This window comes from Snodgrassella alvi, from assembly GCF_040741455.2.
In the GTDB taxonomy this organism is placed as follows: domain Bacteria; phylum Pseudomonadota; class Gammaproteobacteria; order Burkholderiales; family Neisseriaceae; genus Snodgrassella; species Snodgrassella alvi_E.
On the sequence record NZ_CP160328.2, the window covers coordinates 362,753 to 381,276 of the forward strand.

The 18,524-nt window shown below is 42.9% G+C and carries 17 protein-coding genes; 6 read left to right on the forward strand and 11 right to left on the reverse strand.

The genetic code is table 11. The features are described from left to right. Positions 1-115 precede the first annotated feature (115 nt). The 4 genes from adk to lpxK all read right to left on the reverse strand — a co-directional run bounded on the left by adk (position 116) and on the right by lpxK (position 3,101). On the reverse strand, positions 116-763 hold the full coding sequence (gene adk / locus ABU615_RS01785) for an adenylate kinase (RefSeq protein ID WP_370389086.1): 648 nt from the start codon (positions 761-763) through the stop codon (positions 116-118). Positions 764-822: 59 nt separating this feature from the next. Then, positions 823-1,581: a 3-deoxy-manno-octulosonate cytidylyltransferase gene (gene kdsB, locus ABU615_RS01790; protein WP_267407940.1), complete on the reverse strand. Its 759-nt coding sequence runs from the start codon at positions 1,579-1,581 to the stop codon at positions 823-825. Next, positions 1,578-1,766 (reverse strand): Trm112 family protein, encoded by a 189-nt coding sequence (locus ABU615_RS01795; RefSeq protein WP_100140598.1) that lies wholly within the window; start codon positions 1,764-1,766, stop codon positions 1,578-1,580. Before ABU615_RS01795 ends, kdsB begins: the two co-directional genes overlap by 4 nt. 294 nt (positions 1,767-2,060) lie before the next feature. Next, entirely contained in the window at positions 2,061-3,101 is a 1,041-nt protein-coding gene (lpxK, locus tag ABU615_RS01800; RefSeq protein ID WP_370389087.1) for a tetraacyldisaccharide 4'-kinase, read from the reverse strand. 119 nt (positions 3,102-3,220) lie between these two features. On the opposite strand from lpxK, the gene xseA reads away from it, so the two are divergent. Continuing rightward, the gene (xseA, locus tag ABU615_RS01805) at positions 3,221-4,573 is read left to right on the forward strand and encodes an exodeoxyribonuclease VII large subunit (protein ID WP_370389088.1); all 1,353 of its coding nucleotides are present in this window, start codon (positions 3,221-3,223) and stop codon (positions 4,571-4,573) included. Positions 4,574-4,809: 236 nt separating this feature from the next. Here the strand turns inward: xseA and ABU615_RS01810 are convergent, their stop codons facing one another. From ABU615_RS01810 to lepA, 6 genes are all read right to left on the reverse strand, one after another. Then, a complete protein-coding gene (locus ABU615_RS01810; protein WP_370389089.1) occupies positions 4,810-5,673 on the reverse strand; it encodes an ATP-binding protein in 864 nt (287 codons plus the stop codon). Positions 5,674-5,704: 31 nt separating this feature from the next. Beyond that, entirely contained in the window at positions 5,705-6,265 is a 561-nt protein-coding gene (locus ABU615_RS01815) for a class I SAM-dependent methyltransferase (protein WP_370389090.1), read from the reverse strand. A gap of 156 nt (positions 6,266-6,421) precedes the next feature. Next, a complete protein-coding gene (gene era, locus ABU615_RS01820) occupies positions 6,422-7,345 on the reverse strand; it encodes a GTPase Era (protein WP_370389091.1) in 924 nt (307 codons plus the stop codon). 570 nt (positions 7,346-7,915) lie between these two features. Continuing rightward, positions 7,916-8,641 carry a ribonuclease III gene (gene rnc, locus ABU615_RS01825; protein ID WP_370388037.1) on the reverse strand — a complete coding sequence of 242 codons (726 nt, stop codon included), beginning with the start codon at positions 8,639-8,641 and terminating at the stop codon, positions 7,916-7,918. 124 nt (positions 8,642-8,765) lie between these two features. Then, the gene (gene lepB / locus ABU615_RS01830; RefSeq protein ID WP_370389092.1) at positions 8,766-9,752 is read right to left on the reverse strand and encodes a signal peptidase I; all 987 of its coding nucleotides are present in this window, start codon (positions 9,750-9,752) and stop codon (positions 8,766-8,768) included. 3 nt (positions 9,753-9,755) lie between these two features. After that, entirely contained in the window at positions 9,756-11,546 is a 1,791-nt protein-coding gene (gene lepA, locus ABU615_RS01835; RefSeq protein ID WP_267403485.1) for a translation elongation factor 4, read from the reverse strand. A 398-nt stretch (positions 11,547-11,944) separates the two neighbouring features. On the opposite strand from lepA, the gene ABU615_RS01840 reads away from it, so the two are divergent. From ABU615_RS01840 to ABU615_RS01860, 5 genes are all read left to right on the forward strand, one after another. Further along, positions 11,945-13,075 carry a M14-type cytosolic carboxypeptidase gene (locus tag ABU615_RS01840; protein ID WP_370389093.1) on the forward strand — a complete coding sequence of 377 codons (1,131 nt, stop codon included), beginning with the start codon at positions 11,945-11,947 and terminating at the stop codon, positions 13,073-13,075. Between the two features lie 157 nt (positions 13,076-13,232). Further along, a complete protein-coding gene (locus ABU615_RS01845) occupies positions 13,233-14,300 on the forward strand; it encodes a lysozyme inhibitor LprI family protein (protein WP_370389094.1) in 1,068 nt (355 codons plus the stop codon). 435 nt (positions 14,301-14,735) lie between these two features. Further along, positions 14,736-15,806, forward strand: coding sequence for a DNA polymerase IV (gene dinB, locus ABU615_RS01850; protein WP_370389095.1), 1,071 nt, complete (start codon positions 14,736-14,738; stop codon positions 15,804-15,806). Positions 15,807-15,983: 177 nt separating this feature from the next. Then, positions 15,984-17,222: an NADP-dependent isocitrate dehydrogenase gene (icd, locus tag ABU615_RS01855; RefSeq protein WP_100157026.1), complete on the forward strand. Its 1,239-nt coding sequence runs from the start codon at positions 15,984-15,986 to the stop codon at positions 17,220-17,222. A gap of 180 nt (positions 17,223-17,402) precedes the next feature. Next, positions 17,403-17,699: a CHY zinc finger protein gene (locus tag ABU615_RS01860; RefSeq protein WP_367423161.1), complete on the forward strand. Its 297-nt coding sequence runs from the start codon at positions 17,403-17,405 to the stop codon at positions 17,697-17,699. Between the two features lie 16 nt (positions 17,700-17,715). Here ABU615_RS01860 and ABU615_RS01865 read toward each other — a convergent pair whose 3' ends face one another. Continuing rightward, positions 17,716-18,480, reverse strand: a complete 765-nt coding sequence (locus ABU615_RS01865) for a toxin-antitoxin system YwqK family antitoxin (protein WP_100140585.1) — start codon at positions 18,478-18,480, stop codon at positions 17,716-17,718. Between the last annotated feature and the right edge of the window lie 44 nt (positions 18,481-18,524).

The following is an 18,524-nucleotide window of genomic DNA, read 5'->3' on the forward strand; positions in this document are numbered from 1 at the left end:
TTCTCCGGAACTGAATATCTATTCAGTATTCTTGATTATGAAATCGTTCGGTACATAGCAGCTAATTTTCAGGCTGTCTACCTTTTCGAACAGACAGCCTGATGGTTTACTGATATTACAGTTTTAATGCTGCCAACACTTGAGTTTTCACTGCCTCTACTGGCTGTGTACCGTCTACACGGATATAATCTGGCGCATTGTCACCATCCTGTTTGCCATAAAAATCAATCAGCACTTCTGTCTGCTCATGGTAAACCTGCAAACGCTTTTTGATGGTTTCTTCCTGATCATCGTCCCGTTGAATCAGCGGTTCGCCGGTTTCATCGTCTACGCCGTTGACTCTGGGTGGATTGTAAATCAGATGATAGGTACGCCCTGACGGTTGATGAACTCTGCGGCCGGATAGGCGTTCGATAATAACTTCATCTGGTACAGCGATTTCTACCACTGCATCCAAATGCACACCTGCTTTTTCCATTGCCTGAGCCTGAGCCAGCGTGCGCGGGAAGCCATCAAATAAGAAACCATTGGTACAATCTGGCTGAGCAATCCGTTCTTTAACCAAGCCAATAATAATATCGTCCCGTACCAATCCGCCGGCATCCATAATTTTTTTGGCCTCAACACCCAGAGGTGTGCCGGCTTTAACAGCCGCACGAAGCATGTCTCCGGTAGAAATCTGAGGAATATTGAAAGCAGCAGTAATGTATTGTGCCTGAGTGCCTTTTCCGGCTCCTGGCGCGCCTAACAATAGAATTTTCATTGCAACTCCTGAAAAACACTTAAGTTAAATAAAAGATAAACTGTTCAGATTTGATGTTGTCAGTTTGTCCAGCTGGCACGTACGCGTTCAAGATCAGCTGCTGTATCCACGCCAGCCGCCGGTGCGTGAGAGGTAATTTGTACTGCGATACTAAAACCATGCCATAACACCCGTAGCTGCTCCAGTGACTCAATTTGTTCCAATGGTGATGGAGTTAGCTCAGTATATTGGTGCAGAAACTGTACCCGATAGCCATATATACCGATATGCCGGTACACGGAGATATCCGTAGGCATTACTTCAGCGCCGCTACGCATTAGTTCCCGCGGCCATGGTATCGGGGCACGGCTGAAATAAAGGGCATTATTTTGATTGTTCAGCACAACCTTAACGCAATTCGCATCGGTAAAATCAGCGTAATCAGTTAATTTGTGTGCAGCGGTAGCCATGGGAGCCTTGCTTTGCGCCAACTGCATAGCCACAGCATTTATTAGCTCTGGTTCAATCAGTGGCTCATCCCCTTGCACATTGATAACACAATCCTGATCAGCCAAATTCAAAATCCTTGCAGCCTCAGCCAGCCGAGTAGTACCACTTTCATGCTCGGTGGCTGTTAGCACTGCTTCAATTCCATGCGCCTGACAGACAGCCTGAATATCTGCGTGGTCTGTAGCTACAACAATTCTGTCTGCATTACTTAGTTGCGCACGCTCGGCTACGCGTACCACCATTGGTTTACCATGGATATCTGCTAAAGCCTTATTAGGCAGACGGCTGGAAGACAAACGAGCCGGAATTAATACGATAAAATTACTCATGCGCTAGCCGCACATTCTTCATCTGATAGCTGACGCGCCTCATTAATCAGCATATAGGGAATACCATCTTTAATCGGAAAAGCCAGACGAGATGCCCGACACCACAGTTCCTGTTGCTGTGCATGCCATTGTAGTTTCCCTTTACATTCGGGGCATACCAGAATATCCAAGTATTTTTGATCCATTTTTAGTCCTTCATACCACTGTGGTGGCAAGCTATATCTTTATTGATTCGGATTGTATTTGAATCAGGCACAGACGCTTAATTAATTTTCAATCACAATCATCAATGACTTTACCATATAACGGAATAGTGAGACAGTACACATTTTTCTATCCGATATGTACTCATCCTGCTTTATGCTGATTACGCTCTCGTGCAAATGAGGCAATTGATATCAGCCAAGATGCTATCCCAGAACAAATTTTACCAGCAGCCAGTGCTGATGGCATCTGTTTAATCAAATAACTATTGGAATTTATGGGCGCTGTTGTAGTTGTAATTCAGTCTGAATAAACTGCGCTAAATCAGGACATATCTGTGCAGAGAGCGGTAAAACCCAGATGTTGTTTGGCATAGGGGTGGTAAGTTTAACTGCGTCCTTTTCGGTGATAAATACCACGTCCGCCTCTGGCCAGTCTGCCGATTCAATGCTGACATGATCATTTAGTGCTACGGTTTGTATAAGCTCAATCCCCAAGTTTTGCAATGCCAGAAAAAAACGCTGCGGACGCCCTATGGCTGCTATGGCAGCACAATGTTTGCCGCTAAATTCTTGAGCCTGTGCTGTACGATGCGGCTCATTTAAAGAATAAAAAGCGCCATAATTGATTGAGCTATACCCTTTCCATTGGTTATTTATGATTAGCCCCGCTTGTTTGGCCTGTTGTATAGATTGCTGGTTACCCTGACTAAAAATAATACCATTTACGTATTGCAGCCGGCGTAAAGGTTCACGTAAAGGACCATTTGGCAGTACATCCATTTTTCTGCCGATATCAGCAGATGGAAAAACCACGATTTCCATATCTCGTTTCAAAGCATAATGCTGTAGGCCGTCATCACTAATCAGGAGCTGTATGTCTGGGTAGGCAGCTAGCAGTGCTTGGCCGGCAGCTTCACGTGTGGTGGCCACTGCAATTGGTGCCTGTGTTTGCTGAAACAGCATTAGCGGTTCATCTCCGGCCTCACTGACAACAGTGCCATTCTCAACAATAACAGTCTTCTTACTGCTGCGCCCATATCCCCGGCTGATAATACCTACTTTTATTTGTCGCGCCTGCAGTGCCTTTACCAAAGCCGCTACAAGCGGTGTCTTACCTACTCCACCAACATGGATATTGCCAATCACCACTACAGGGCATGGCAATTTGGTGCTAGATAATATACCTGTCCGATAAAATAATCGACGCAGCCAGGTTATGGTCTGAAAGATTCTGGCAAGCGGCCACAATGCGATACTCAAAGCCATTTGAGGATGCTGCCAGTGACGCTGTATTAAACCGGCTAACCAGTCCATGTTGTGGCTCTCAACGATAAAATACTACTATACCATGGCGCGCAGACGGAACTGAAACTCAACATAAAAGTCCGTATAATATTCAGCTAATAAATTTGCAAAAAATAATGGTGTCTTCTATGTCTGAATTCTTTGCGCCTGCGGCGCTGAGTGTTTCTGAGCTAAACGCATGTGCGCGGCAGTTGCTCGAAGAGAATCTGATTGGTCTGTGGGTAGGCGGAGAAGTTTCCAATCTTACCCGTGCAGCCAGTGGACATTATTATTTTTCTCTGAAAGATGCGCGCGCGCAGGTTCGCTGTGTATTGTTTAAAGGTGTAGCACAGCAAATGAGCCAGCCATTGCAAGAGGGTGATCATCTGGAAGTTTCCGGCAAAATCAGTATTTATGAAGCCCGTGGAGAATTTCAGATTACCGTTAATGCCGTACGCCATAAAGGCTTGGGACAGTTATACGAAGCTTACGAACGACTCAAGCAACAATTAACAGTTGAAGGCCTGTTTTCAGCCGAACGTAAACGTCCGTTACCTGCTCATCCGAAGGTAGTCGGCGTGGTAACCAGTCTGGCGGCTGCAGCTTTACGCGATGTGGTGACAACTTTACGCCGTCGTCATAGTGGTATTCGTGTGATTGTTTACCCTACAGCGGTACAGGGAGCCGGCAGTGAAATGCAGATTGCAGCGGCTATTGCCAGTGCCAATCAGCATGCTCAAGCAGATGTACTGATTGTCTGTCGTGGTGGTGGCAGTATTGAGGATCTATGGTCTTACAATGAGGAAATGGTTGTTCGTGCTGTAGCCGATAGCATTATTCCGACCGTGAGTGGTGTGGGTCATGAAACTGATTTCACCCTGACAGATTTCGCCGCCGATGTGCGCGCGCCTACGCCCACTGCTGCCGCAGAACTGGTTAGCCCAGATATGGCACAATTGCGGCGCAATGTCGCTTTATTGCAGACCCGTGTCTATCAAATACTGCAGCAACGCTATTATGATGCTTCACAAAGGCTTGACTGGCTGGCACGTCAATTAAGACACCCACAGCAAAATTGGCAGCAACAACATCAGCAATTATCTGATATGCAGCGCGTATTGCAGCTCAGCATGCAGCGGCAATTCAGGCAGCACCAGCAAAATCTTTTACAGCAACAGCACCTTTTAAACAATCTGCGGCCTCAGACTGACCATGCGCACCAGAGGCTTGTTTTTCAATATCAGCAATTGCAGCAGTTATGGCAACATATTCTGCTACAGGCACAGCAAAGACTACAACAGCAGAATTCGTTACTTGAGGCTGTATCACCTTTGCAGATTTTGGCCAGAGGTTATAGTGTGGTAACCAATCAGCGTGGGCATATCGTTAGTGATGGTAACAAACTGAAAACCGGTCAGTTTCTTAATATTCGTTTTGCCAGCGGCGAGCGCAGTGTACAGGTCGCTCCACCCAAAGTTCAATCGGATTTATTTGATAACTGAATTGGAATTCTAAGATAGCAATTCTGACGCAAAAGGATGAGAATAAAAGCTTATTAGCGTCCATTCATATCGCTGTCTGTTAGCTGATCAAGGTTTGAAACCGATTTCACGCAATCCTGATTTTCAGAATCTCAAGCCACTACTCATTGAAAAAACTTTTGATAAAAATATACCTTATCAAAAGTCTTATGTTTGTTTAGAGACACCAATATATCAACGATTAAAGCTGTCAATACTTAAAGAGTGCGCTCTTCTGGTTTTCGTCCAGCCCAATCGCACACAAATTGCCATGCCACCCTGCCCGAACGGCTGCCGCGGCTCTGGCTCCAGTTTAGTGCTGCGCGTCGGGCAGTATCATCCATTTGTAAACCTGCCTCAGCCAGCCAGTTTTCTACGGCCTGCAAGTAAGCATTCTGGTCAAATGGGTAAAAACTTAGCCACAATCCGAAACGATCAGACAAAGACACTTTTTCTTCAACCGCTTCCTGTGGGTGAACTTCTCCGCCTTGGCTTGTCTGAGCCATATTGTCTGCCATATATTCAGGCATCAAGTGACGTCGATTGGAAGTTGCATAGACTAATACATTATCACAGCGTTGTGATAAACCGCCGTCCAGTGTGGTTTTCAAAGCCTTATAAGCTTCGTCGCCATCTTCAAACGACAAATCATCACAAAACAAAATAAATTTTTCCGGCCTTTGTTTTAGTATATTTAGCAACGCAGGCAAAGTAAGTAAATCATTTTTGTCTACTTCCACCAGTCGCAGACCCTTGCTGGCATATTGATGCAATAAAGCTTTTACCAGTGAGGATTTGCCTGTACCACGTGCACCGGTCATCAATACATTATTTGCAGAACGGCCAGCTAGAAACTGTTCAGTATTGCGTACTAGTTGCTTGCGTTGCTCATCAACAGCAGCTAGACAGTTAAGATCAAATGTATGCGGATGCGGCAGGCTTTCCAGAACTCCTTTATTACCCAGCCTATGCCAGCGGTAGGCAATAGCTGTCCAGTCTGGTTCCTGAGCCAAAGGCGGTAGTATGGCATCAAGCCGCTGCAATACTGTAGCAGCCAGCTGTATGAGTTCCTTGCGTTTCATGTGTTTTCCTCATGATTATTTTCATAGTTTTTTAATTGCGCTTTTGTAAGAATAAAGCAAAGGGTGCATCGTGAACACGATTGATAAAAGCATATTGCAGCACGGATATCTGCTGTTGCGGCAATTCTTCTGCCCAGCTTAGCACGGCCTCTGCCTCAATTTTACCCTGCTCGTGACCAGGATAAATTACCACTACCAGTATGCCATCAGGTACTAGATGTGCTAATCCAGCCTGCATGGCTTTAAGTGTGGTAATGGCTGTAGTGGTAAAATTTTTGTCCGCACCTGGTAAATAGCCCAAATTAAACATAATGGCACGAACATCGCTTTTGATATATTCATTCATATGTTCATGGCCTCTCTGTATCAGATCTACCCAATCACTCATACCAGCACTTTCCAGTTTGGCACGTGTAGATGCAATAGCCGCAGGTTGAATATCAAAGGCCACTACTTTACCAGTAGAACCTACACAGGATGCTAAAAACAACGTATCGTACCCGTTACCTGCCGTAGCATCTATTACAGTATCTCCAGCCTGTACAACCTGACGAATTGTGGTGTGAACAAAATCTAGAATATTTAATAGCATAGTGTAGACATCTGATTTTCCAAACACTGTAACATTGCAGTTATCTGTTCTGCATCATGTTAAGGATATCAGAATATTTTGATATTAACAAAATCGTTTTCCATGACTGAATGATTGCTATCGGCTGCCCCAATAGCACAAAAATCTAATTTTTTTTTACATACCCAGTTCACGCAGGAAACGAATATCATCCGCCCAGCCCGATTTCACTTTTACCCAAACTTTTAAAAATACTTTGGTTTCAAACAATTTTTCCATATCTAGCCGTGCTTCAGTAGATATTTTTTTTAGCTTTTCACCACCCTTACCAATCAGAATGCCCTTCTGGCTGTCTTTATCCACCAGTACAGCAATATATATGCGATAGAGCCCTTCTTCTTCTGCAAACTGCTCTACTTCTACATTCATCGCATAGGGCAGTTCTTCGCCCAGATAACGAAACAGTTTTTCGCGAACAATTTCCATGGCCAGAAAACGTGCCGATTTATCGGTAACCATATCTTCCGGATAAAGCGGGATACCTTGTGGTAGCATTGGCTTAAGCGTGCGTACAAGCTGAGAAACACCCAGACCATGCTTGGCACTGACCAAGGTAACGCTGGCAAAAGTAAATTCTTGCTGCACTTCCTCAATAAATGCTTGCATCACGCTCTGTTCTTTTGCTTTCGCTTTATCCACTTTATTAATCACTAATACCACTGGAATACGTTTAGGTAATTGCTGCAACACTTCACGATCCGCATCTGAAAAGCGCAAAGCTTCAACAACAAATACAATCACATCTACACCGGCAACTGCTTCGGTGACATTCTGATTTAAACGGTCATTTAATGCATTGCGATGGTATGTTTGAAAACCGGGTGTATCCACAAATACCAGCTGAGCTTCGTTATCGGTATAGATACCATTCACTTTATGGCGTGTAGTTTGAGCTTTTTTACTGGTAATACTGATTTTTTGGCCTATCAGATGATTCATCAATGTGGATTTACCCACATTCGGGCGGCCTACGATGGCCACAAAACCGCAACGGAAATTATCGAATGAGGAGGGATACTGGTAATCGGGCTTTACAGACATACATTCTTTCAAAAAATACAGACAGCCTTGCCGAGGCTAAAATTAATACAAAACGTGCAAAAGCAAGTGCATATAATTTATTCATTCCTACTTAGCGATCAGAATAAATGATTACTTATCATTTAGACAAATGATTTGCGCCAAAACTAAACTCAAAGTTTTTTTCTTATTCAATCAATGTTCTGAAGAGGTGCTTTTCAGTAAAAGGATAAATCGAAGATATCATAAGCCATCAATAAAAAATAACTTAGCTTTTTTTAAGATGAACCGGTAGTCCAGATAATCAAGCTTTTTTGCTATTTTGCTATCTAACAATACCAAATAATGCATTAACCGTCCGGAAATGGATACAAAATTACCTGTCGCTTTTCTTAACGCAAAGCTTTGAATTGACAGTATATATCTGCTTATTTGTAAAATATTTGTCCAAACTTGATAGGCTTTTAGCATAGCAAAAGAAAAGCTAATCTAATCTCACATTTCATGCCGATATTTTCATCTGCTGAAAAAACTTGCTTTTAGAGCAAGCCGCTAACCGAGAAATATCATTTATAGTTTAGCCATGAATTCTTATTTTTTTCTGGTTTTGGCCAGTGGAAAATGCTTTTCCATCCAATCCAAAGCTGTTTGTGCGGTTTGCTGCTCTGCCTCACGGCGGCTATGCCCTGCAGCTTCAGTCTGGAAGCCGGTTTCACCCAGATCACATTGCACCACAAATTGCTGATCCTGTCCTTCCCCAATCTGGTCTACAATTCGGTATTTTGGCAAGGGCATGTGCCGTGCCTGCAAACCTTCCTGCAAGCGGGTTTTAGCATCTTTGCCGCTATCTTGAGGATTAATATGTCGGATTCGCTCCGCATACAAACGCCTTACCACGGCTTCAGCAGTATTAAAATCTGCATCAAAACTCACCGCGGCAAACAGGGCTTCCATGGCATCGGCCAATATTGAAGGCCGGCGAAATCCGCCGCTTTTCAGTTCGCCGCTACCCAGCAATAGTGCATCGCCTATTTTCAATTCGGCCGCAATCTGAGCCAGAGTATCCTGATTCACCAGATTGGCACGCATTCTGGAAAGCTCCCCTTCTGTCAGGCGTGGAAAGGCCTCAAACAACATTTTAGCTACCGAATAATTTAAAATTGAGTCGCCAATAAACTCAAACCGCTCATTGTGTAACGCGCTGTAACTGCGATGCGTCAATGCCTGTTGTAGAAAATCAGTGCGTTTGAAGTGGTAGCCAAGCATTTTTTGTACATTAATCAAAGCATTTTCATGGCGTACATCATTTTTTTTCATTTATTATTTATAAATCCTGTATCTAATTTCTTTACCGACAAACATTTCCTACATTCGCATACTAACTGCAGGTGCACTACAAAAGATAAAGCGCAAGACAGATTCTTGCGCTTAAAATCAGACATTACTGAATTTTAGTGCCAATTCGTTTCATATCACCCAAATTCAGCCATATCAAAAACGCTTTACCCACTACCAGCTTATCATCTACAAAACCCCAGTAACGGCTGTCTTCACTGTTGTCACGATTATCACCCATCATAAAGTACTGGCCTGTTGGTACGGTACAGCTAAAGCCACTACTGTCAGGATAGTATGAGCACATTTCTCGATTCGGAAAGTCAGAATGAACACCTTCTAAGATTACTGCTGGTTGCTGCGGCATTTTCAATACTTCGATTCCTTTGTTACCTAGCTGTTCAGTTTGCTGTTGTGCCTGAATCATAATTTTGCCCAGATTAGGTACCTGTTCTTGGTAGCTATATATTTTCTGCTCATCAATATCATTAACTACCTTACCATTGATGGTCAGTGTTCTGTCCTTATAAGTAATCACATCTCCCGGCAAGCCGATTACACGTTTGATATAGTTTACTCGAGTGTCACGAGGGTAATTAAATACCATTACATCACCCCGCTCTACCTTGTGTACCGGAATCAGTACATTGTTTAGAATAGGCAAGCGAATACCATAGGCGAATTTATTTACTAAAATAAAATCACCCGGAATCAGGCTCGGCCGCATTGAGCTGGAGGGAATCTGAAAAGGTTCGGCGACAAAAGTACGCAGAATGAAAACCACCAGAATGATGGGAAAAAAACCGCTCATGTAATCAGTAAAGTGATTATCATCGGGCTGAGCAGAATTTTTCCTTTTCCGGCGATGAATAAACCAGGCTATGCCAGTAAACAGCACAAACAACAGTAGTACTGCAGTAAAACTCATCAGCACTGATAACAGACCAAACGCACCTACCAACATCAGCAGGTAGCCCCATTGCAGCGAACCGCTCCATTCACCGTTTTCTTCACGCTTTTTTGTGCTTTTCAGAAACAGCAAAATACCCAGTACCAGCAATACTGCAGCACCGATAATCATTGTCTTGGACATGTATTAATCTCCCACCTGTAAAATCGCCAGAAAGGCTGTCTGCGGAATTTCTACATTGCCTACCTGCTTCATGCGTTTTTTACCGGCTTTCTGTTTTTCCAGTAGTTTTTTCTTACGCGTAATATCACCGCCATAGCATTTGGCCAGCACATTTTTACGCAATGCCTTAACATTTTCACGCGCGATAATCTTACCGCCGATGGCAGCTTGTACCGCAATATCAAACATCTGCCGTGGAATCAGTTCGCGCATCTTGGCAACTAGCTCACGTCCACGATGAACTGAATTGCTACGGTGTACAATCAGGCTCAGTGCATCGACCTTTTCACTGTTGACCAGAATATCCAATTTCACCAAATCGGCTGCTCTGAATTCCAAAAATTCATAATCCAGTGAAGCATAACCACGCGATGTTGATTTGAGTTTGTCAAAGAAATCCATTACCACTTCATTCATTGGCATTTCATAAGTCAGCATCACCTGCCGTCCCATGTACTGCATGTTTTTCTGTACACCGCGTTTCTGGTTGCACAATGTCATCACAGCACCAACATATTCTTGTGGCAATAAAATGGTTGCGGTAATGATTGGCTCATAAATGGCTTCGAGTGTGCCGATATCTGGTAATTTAGATGGATTTTCAATTTCAATGCGCTCGCCACTTTTTAGCAACACTTCATAAACCACTGTTGGCGCAGTGGTAATCAAATCCATGTCAAATTCGCGTTCCAGTCGCTCTTGTACAATTTCCAGATGCAGGAGACCCAGAAAGCCACAACGGAATCCGAAGCCCAGTGCTTGAGACACTTCTGGCTCAAATTTAAGCGCCGCATCATTCAGTTGCAATTTTTCCAGCGCTTCACGCAAAGCATCATAATCGTGGCTTTCTACCGGATATAGCCCAGCAAATACCTGTGGCTGTACTTCTTTAAATCCGGGTAAAGGCTCACTGGCTGGTTCTCGAGCCAGTGTAATGGTATCGCCTACCTTGGCCGAGCCGAGTTCTTTCACTCCCGTAATCAGAAAACCCACATCACCAGCATTTAATTGTTGTTTCTGCACCGATTTGGGCGTAAATATACCAAGTTGTTCTACCTGTGTTTCCGCACCAGTAGCCATGAAACGCACTTTATCTTTCAAACGGACACAGCCGTCCACCATGCGAATCAGCATTACCACACCTACATAATTATCAAACCATGAGTCAATAATTAGGGCTTTCAATGGAGCATCTGCTTTACCTGAAGGTGCAGGTACCTTCTTGACAATTTCTTCGAGTACATCCTCAATACCGACACCACTTTTAGCTGAACAGCGCACTGCATCCATGGCTTCGATACCGATAATATCTTCTATTTCTTCAATCACTCGCTCAGGCTCAGCTGCCGGTAAATCAATTTTATTCAGCACCGGCAGGACTTCTACGCCCAAATCAATTGCGGTATAGCAATTGGCTACTGTCTGCGCTTCCACCCCCTGCGAGGCGTCTACTACCAGCAAAGCTCCCTCACAGGCAGACAGCGAGCGGGATACTTCATAGGAAAAATCCACATGTCCTGGAGTATCAATCAGATTCAGCTGATACACTTGCCCGTCTTGCGCTTTGTATTGCAAAGCTGCTGTCTGCGCCTTGATAGTGATGCCGCGTTCTTTTTCAATGTCCATCGAATCGAGCACCTGAGCACTCATTTCTCGGTTTTCCAGACCGCCACAATATTGAATAAAGCGATCCGCCAAGGTCGACTTCCCATGGTCAATATGGGCGATGATAGAAAAATTGCGTATATTGTTCATGTAAGCCATTAATTTAAATTAATTCTGATAGGAGTATTCTGGCCATTGCAAAGCCAAAAACCAGAAAATAACTGCTTATTTTAGCGGAATGCGCTGCTGTGCGCCGAAGAATTTATCATAATCCTAAAAAGATTTTAAAATTCAAACAATAGTAATCTAAAAGTTTCATAGCCGTACCTAGACTGGTATCACTTCTGCTGCCAGTGATTCTGATTGCATTGAACTTCCAGAAAAAAGCATTCCATTGGCGGAATCGTTAAATCCTTTATCAATCGCAATTTATCGCTCAATATAAAATAATTATCAAATTGCCATAAATTTTTCTGGCAGACGTGGTAAGTCGAATACAGAAAGATTACAATAAGAATTAAGACCGTTGTTTAAATGAAAGTGGTTGCATGCTTAAAATCAGCACACAGTTTGATGGTGGTAAGGTTGAAATTGTTGAAGCCAATGATCCATCTAATATCCTGCTCAAACTTCCCAAAGACAATGCTGCCGAATTTCGTCAGTGGTTTTATTTTCGCGTGCAGGGCGTAGCCTACCAAAATCTTCGTCTGAATTTTATCAACACAGCCGAATCAGCTTATCCAGCCGGCTGGGAAGATTATCAGGCCATGTGCTCTTATGACAGAATAAACTGGTTTCGTGTCCCTACAGCTTTAGAAAATGGCATCTTAACCATTTGCCATACGCCATTGTCCAACAGTGTGTACTACGCCTATTTCGAACCATATACCTATGAACAGCATCTGAATTTACTGGGTGACAGTCAAAGTAGTGGATTGTGTCAGATAGAAGATTTAGGCAGCACTATCCAAGGACGTGATATCAATTTACTCACTATCGGCAATCAAGTTGCCAGTGATTTAAAAATTTGGATTATTGCGCGCCAGCATCCGGGTGAAACCATGGCTGAATGGTTTATTGAAGGCGTGCTTGGACGCTTACTGGACCATCAAGACCCGACAGCAAGAGCCTTGCTGGATCGAGCTACTTTTTATATTGTTCCCAACATGAATCCTGATGGTTCGGTACTGGGAAACTTGCGCACCAATGCCGCCGGAGCCAATTTGAATCGTGAGTGGCTGCATCCGAGTATGCATAACAGCCCCGAGGTGTATCTGGTACGCGAAAGAATGCATGAGACCGGCGTGGATTTGTTTTTGGATATACACGGTGACGAATCTATTCCTTACGTATTCCTTTCTGGTAATGAAGGTATTCCTTCTTTTGATGAGCGTTTGCATCAATTACAGGAGCAGTTCAAACAGGCTTTTTTGGTGGCCAGTCCCGATTTTCAAGATAAATATGGCTATGAAAAAGATGCAGCTGGTCAGGCCAATCTGAATATTGCTACTTCCTATATCGGTGAAACATTTAAATGTCTGGCATACACCTTGGAAATGCCATTTAAAGATAATAATCAGTGGCCAGATGATGATTTCGGATGGAATGGTCAGCGCTCTCTGCGTCTTGGGGAAGCAATTCTAAGCCCAATTTATTCTATTCTTGATAGTTTGCGTTAATTTTCACCTCAATTATCCAAAGCCTGAACAATGTTCAGGCTTTTTTGTATTTTTTAGTAAAATCAAATGATTAATGGTTACATACGCAGCATAATGAACTTGGGTTATATGTAATTGAGTTGTCTGTATTTTATCCATGTTTGTTTAGGAAATAATCATGAAAAAAAACGTACTCGTATATAGCATTATCAGCATTCTTTCACTGGCTGCCTGTTCGCGCGATGATTCATCAGAAAAACTAAGCTGTAACACCGAACAAATCCGCAACCAGATCCAAGATACTCTGCACACTGGTATTGATAACAATGCCCGTCAATTTGCTCAGACTGATAGGCGTCAGTATGTTGATGCCGATAAAGTAATCAGTGCCGGCGGCGAATTAAATATTGCTTTGTCTGAAGGTAAATTAGATAAAGATGGAAATGGTAATCCGGTTTGCAGCAGTGAACTTAAAGTAACTGTCCCTACCAATATCTGGCAGCAGATTAAAACCAATGCTCCACTGCTTTTTGGTAAAACAGATTTTATTGCTCGCCTGAATAAGCAATTGCAAGGCAATGAAGTGGTTTTGCATGACAATGAGTTTACTAAACCCATTCAATATTCACCTATAACCATTAATGGCAATGCTGCATCTAATGCAGCGTCTGCGACCAGTGCGGCTACTAACTTCGATCTGGCTGGCATACAGACTTTAGGTACTGTGTTGGGCAACGCGTTATTGCCTTACGGTATCAAGGATATAGTAGTGATTAATGGCCATACCTATAAACGAGCTGACGCCATTGAGTTAATTAATAATCCTAATGCCAAAGTTACACCGGTTGACCAACAAAGCCAGTCTGCACAGATGGCCAGTGCCATTCTGAACGGCCACGCAGCAGCAGTAATTAACGACAATCAGGCTAACGATAATGCAATGAGTCGGAATTCTGAAAATGCTGCCAGACAGGGCGAGATAAATGCTAGTCAGCTACAGCTGGCACGTGACAACAACCGTAACGCTAACAATGTAATCAACACATTATGGCGTAATCTGGACGACACCGTGCGCAAAACCTTACAGCACGAAGAACAAAAATGGATAGCTAATAAAACCAGTCAGTGTCAGGCACGTGGAGCTAAAGCAAGCTCAGCAACTTATGCAGAATTTCTGCGGCTGGAGTGCGATACTCAATTGACTAATGAACGCATCAAATACCTCAACGGCTACACTTTGCGCTAATTGATTTTCCAGACAGACACCAATAATTCTGCTGAATATTGGTGTCTGTTTAATTTGAGTGGAAAAAATATCTCACATCGGCCAGAATACCTTAAACTGAATACTTTTATATTTCATTCAGGTTTCCAAAGTTTATAATCTGTGTAAAAACAATCTCAATCTTTTACAGAAAAATACTGTCTATTCTGCTTTGTACACATTTGCATTGGTACTAGCGGCTATTATCCTTACAGCAATGAATGGTTATATATCAGCACTTTTATTCTGATAAACTGATTTTTGGTAAAAATTGTAGACTATTCTCAAATACGGGTTTAGATTCCTGCTTACAATAAGATGGTAAATATTTGCGGTGATAAAAGATAAGCCTACGAGGAATAGCCTAAACAAATCTGAAAAAATTGTAAATCATCCTTTTGTATTTATTGACTTAATATGACGGAACGAAAAATAATCCATATAGATATGGATGCTTTCTATGCTTCAGTTGAATTACGCGACCGTCCTGAACTAAAAGACCAACCTGTTGTGGTGGCCTGGGATGGCCCCAGATCGGTTATCTGTGCTGCGTCCTATCCGGCACGTCAATACGGTTTACATTCAGCCATGTCGGTAACAACTGCCAAAAGATTGTGCCCGCAGGCAATTTATATCCCACCAGATTTTAATAAATATCGGGCTGTATCCAGTCAGATTCACAATATATTTAGGCGTTATACTGACCAAATCGAACCCTTATCTTTAGACGAAGCCTATCTGGATGTTACCGATTACAAAGGTCGTTTGCCTTATGCTCGCGATATTGCACGGGAAATCCGTGCGTCTATACTGAAAGAAACGGGTCTCACAGCTTCTGCCGGTATCGCCCCTAATAAATTTCTTGCCAAAATTGCTTCCGACTGGCGTAAACCCAATGGCCAGTTTGTAATTGCACCAGTACAAGTATTAGACTTTCTACACAATCTACCTTTAGGTAAGATTCCCGGTGTCGGCAAAGTAACTGAGCAGAAAATGAATGCTTTAGGCTGGAAGACTGTTGGAGATTTAAGCAAAGTAAGCATGTCGGTTCTGGTACACCATTTTGGCCGCTGGGGTTATCGCCTCTTTGATTTGGCACAAGGCCGTGACGACCGTGTAGTTACACCAGAACGCAACCGACAACAGATTTCTACTGAAATTACGCTAGATAATAATGAAAGCCTGCAAGAAATTGCTCGCCATCTGCCCGATCTGGCTGAGGTTTTAGTACAAAATATGCAGCGAAAGGGTCTTCAGGGTAATTGCATTACTTTGAAATTAAAAAATACTCAGTTTCAGATTTATACCCGTTCTCAAACCTATTCATCACCATTGCCGGATGCAGCTGCCTTGGTAGCAGCTGGGAAGGATCTGATGCAACGGATGCCTGATGATGAGGCATTGTTTCGTTTGATTGGTCTTGGGATCAGCGATTTTTATCAGCATGAGTATCAGGCTGATTTATGGAGTCCAGAACACAGCTGCTAATACTTCACATACAGATCTATATCTACTATATGTCTGACTGGCTTCAGACATATTTCTGACTACATTGCACTACATTTTGCTGGCTTAAGTTAACAAAATAAAGGATAATCATTGTGACGGACTACAAACTGAAATATGTAGTCATCTATCAGAAAAAGTAACAGTACAGGAGTTACCATGAGTCACATTAAAGTGCCTACTGAAGGCCACAAAATCGTTTCCGGCCAACCCATTCCGAATGATCCAATTATTCCGTTTATTGAAGGGGACGGCATTGGTGTTGACATTACGCCGGTAATGAAAGACGTGATTGATGCAGCAGTAGCCAAAGCCTATAACGGCTCAAGAAAAATTGTGTGGATGGAAGTTTACGCAGGAGAAAAAGCCACGAAAGTGTATGGTGAAAATACTTGGCTGCCTGATGAAACATTAGAAGCGATTAAAGAATATAAAGTAGCCATCAAAGGGCCGATGACTACACCCGTGGGAGGTGGTATCCGCTCACTGAATGTAGCCATCCGTCAGCAGCTTGATTTATATCAATGTGTCCGTCCAGTGCAGTATTTCACCGGTGTGCCCTCACCTTTGAAAGACCCGAGCAAGGTAAACATGGTTATTTTCCGCGAAAATACTGAAGATATCTACGCAGGGATTGAGTGGATGGCTGAAACAGCTGATGCCAAAAAAATTATCAATTTCCTGCAAGATGAAATGGGCGTAACCAAAATCCGTTTCCCGCAAACCTCCAGCATCGGTATCAAACCTGTATCTAAAGAAGGTTCTCAGCGTTTAACCCGTGCGGCCATTCGCTATGCTATTGATAACGACCGCGACAGCGTTACCTTTGTTCATAAAGGTAATATCATGAAATTTACCGAAGGCGGTTTCCGAGACTGGTCTTATGAAGTAGCAAAAAATGAATTTGGCGCTACATTGATTGGTGAAGGACCCTGGTGCGAATTTAAAAATCCGAAAACTGGTAAAAATATTGTAATTAAAGATTGTATTGCGGATGCTTTCCTCCAGCAGATTCTACTACGTCCGGCAGAGTATGATGTCATCGCGACACTGAATCTCAATGGCGATTACATTTCCGATGCGCTGGCTGCACAGGTAGGGGGTATCGGTATTGCCCCAGGTGCCAATATTTCTGATGAATATGCCGTATTCGAAGCTACCCATGGTACTGCACCTAAATATGCTGGTCAGGATAAAGTTAACCCCGGATCTATTATTCTTTCTGCTGAAATGATGTTGCGTCATCTGGGCTGGAAAGAGGCTGCTGAATTGGTTAATGCCTCAATCGAAAAAGCCATTGCTGATAAAATTGTTACCTACGATTTTGCTCGTATGATGGAAGGCGCTAAAGAAGTTTCCTGCTCTGCTTTTGGTAAAGCCTTGATTGAGCGCATGTAAAGCGTAATGTGATAATGTCCTAAAAAAACCGAATCTTAAGATTCGGTTTTTTATATTCAGACTTCACGTTGCCAAATCAGTTTCTTATATGCTGTCTTAATTACTGCCCAAAGGTTGCCATTATTCTGATAAAATAAAATTAATCTAAATTGCTGAGCTAGTGTGCTGATAAATATTTCTATGATTCTTGGAATTGATACCGATTCATGTGGTCGCTGCACTCATTATCATACAGAGTTTGACATTGCCGCGCTGCAATGTGCAGAATGCAGACTGTATTATGCCTGCTTCAAATGTCACGACCAGTTGTGCAATCATAAGTTCGTTGCCATGCCGGTGCAAAACAGCAAACCCGTGATGTGTGGTAAATGTAGACATCTTCTGACCTATGCGCAATATCAGCAACACCGTTGCCCATTTTGTCAGTCAGCATTCAATCCGCGCTGTGGACTTCATAAAGATATTTATTTTAAATAAATTTTATAAATTTAGATTAGTTGTCATTCAGGTCAACAACCAAACCATCCTCATCCCACTCGGTTTTACGCATTAGTTCGTTTTTCTCAAAAACCGATTCGCTTTTTTTAGCCCCTGAGTCATACCAGCTCAAAACCACACCACTGACTTTATTTTCGTGGATGGCAACATCGGCTAGCAAATGACCTTTATCATCCCATGTTGTCATGGTTTGTACGATACCATGATGCACATACATATCCTGTTTCAACTGACCGTTCGGATACCAGCGCTGCCAGCGCCCTTCAGCTTTACCATTAATAAAATTCAGCTCGCCACGCTTTTGTCCGTTTTCATACCAGCTCATAGTACGGCCACTAGGCTGCCCTTTCTGCCAGCTCATTTCAATCGCCATCTGGCCGTTTGGATACCAGGTATGCCATTGTCCAACAGGTTTACCGTTTTTGTAATTACCTTGAATTTTTTTTTGGCCGTCCGGATACCAGAGTTGCAATTTACCCTCTTTCATTGCGGGTATAAATTGTTGCAGCTTATCTATCGGTAAAGCATAGCTGTCACTATATTTGCTCTTGTCTGGATAGTAAAAATCCTGAACTTCGATTTTTTTACCATCATCATGAAACTGACGTACATATTGAGCTTCGGATTGTTTGTTTACAATCTGACCATTTGCATCAAAATACACAGTTTTGTGAGTGTGAGAAAATATCAGCCACACTAACACAATCAGAATGAGTATTACGGCGAGTACGTACCAGTAAATACGTCTGGCTACATACATGACTTATATCCCTTTTCACTAAGCAGAATCATTATTTTATGCAA

Coding starts and splice junctions, on each gene's coding strand:
- adk (WP_370389086.1), bottom strand. CDS start 763: ATGAAAATTCTATTGTTAGGCGCGCCAGGAGCCGGAAAAGGCACTCAG.
- kdsB (WP_267407940.1), bottom strand. CDS start 1,581: ATGAGTAATTTTATCGTATTAATTCCGGCTCGTTTGTCTTCCAGCCGT.
- ABU615_RS01795 (WP_100140598.1), bottom strand. CDS start 1,766: ATGGATCAAAAATACTTGGATATTCTGGTATGCCCCGAATGTAAAGGG.
- lpxK (WP_370389087.1), bottom strand. CDS start 3,101: ATGGACTGGTTAGCCGGTTTAATACAGCGTCACTGGCAGCATCCTCAA.
- xseA (WP_370389088.1), top strand. CDS start 3,221: ATGTCTGAATTCTTTGCGCCTGCGGCGCTGAGTGTTTCTGAGCTAAAC.
- ABU615_RS01810 (WP_370389089.1), bottom strand. CDS start 5,673: ATGAAACGCAAGGAACTCATACAGCTGGCTGCTACAGTATTGCAGCGG.
- ABU615_RS01815 (WP_370389090.1), bottom strand. CDS start 6,265: ATGCTATTAAATATTCTAGATTTTGTTCACACCACAATTCGTCAGGTT.
- era (WP_370389091.1), bottom strand. CDS start 7,345: ATGTCTGTAAAGCCCGATTACCAGTATCCCTCCTCATTCGATAATTTC.
- rnc (WP_370388037.1), bottom strand. CDS start 8,641: ATGAAAAAAAATGATGTACGCCATGAAAATGCTTTGATTAATGTACAA.
- lepB (WP_370389092.1), bottom strand. CDS start 9,752: ATGTCCAAGACAATGATTATCGGTGCTGCAGTATTGCTGGTACTGGGT.
- lepA (WP_267403485.1), bottom strand. CDS start 11,546: ATGAACAATATACGCAATTTTTCTATCATCGCCCATATTGACCATGGG.
- ABU615_RS01840 (WP_370389093.1), top strand. CDS start 11,945: ATGCTTAAAATCAGCACACAGTTTGATGGTGGTAAGGTTGAAATTGTT.
- ABU615_RS01845 (WP_370389094.1), top strand. CDS start 13,233: ATGAAAAAAAACGTACTCGTATATAGCATTATCAGCATTCTTTCACTG.
- dinB (WP_370389095.1), top strand. CDS start 14,736: ATGACGGAACGAAAAATAATCCATATAGATATGGATGCTTTCTATGCT.
- icd (WP_100157026.1), top strand. CDS start 15,984: ATGAGTCACATTAAAGTGCCTACTGAAGGCCACAAAATCGTTTCCGGC.
- ABU615_RS01860 (WP_367423161.1), top strand. CDS start 17,403: ATGATTCTTGGAATTGATACCGATTCATGTGGTCGCTGCACTCATTAT.
- ABU615_RS01865 (WP_100140585.1), bottom strand. CDS start 18,480: ATGTATGTAGCCAGACGTATTTACTGGTACGTACTCGCCGTAATACTC.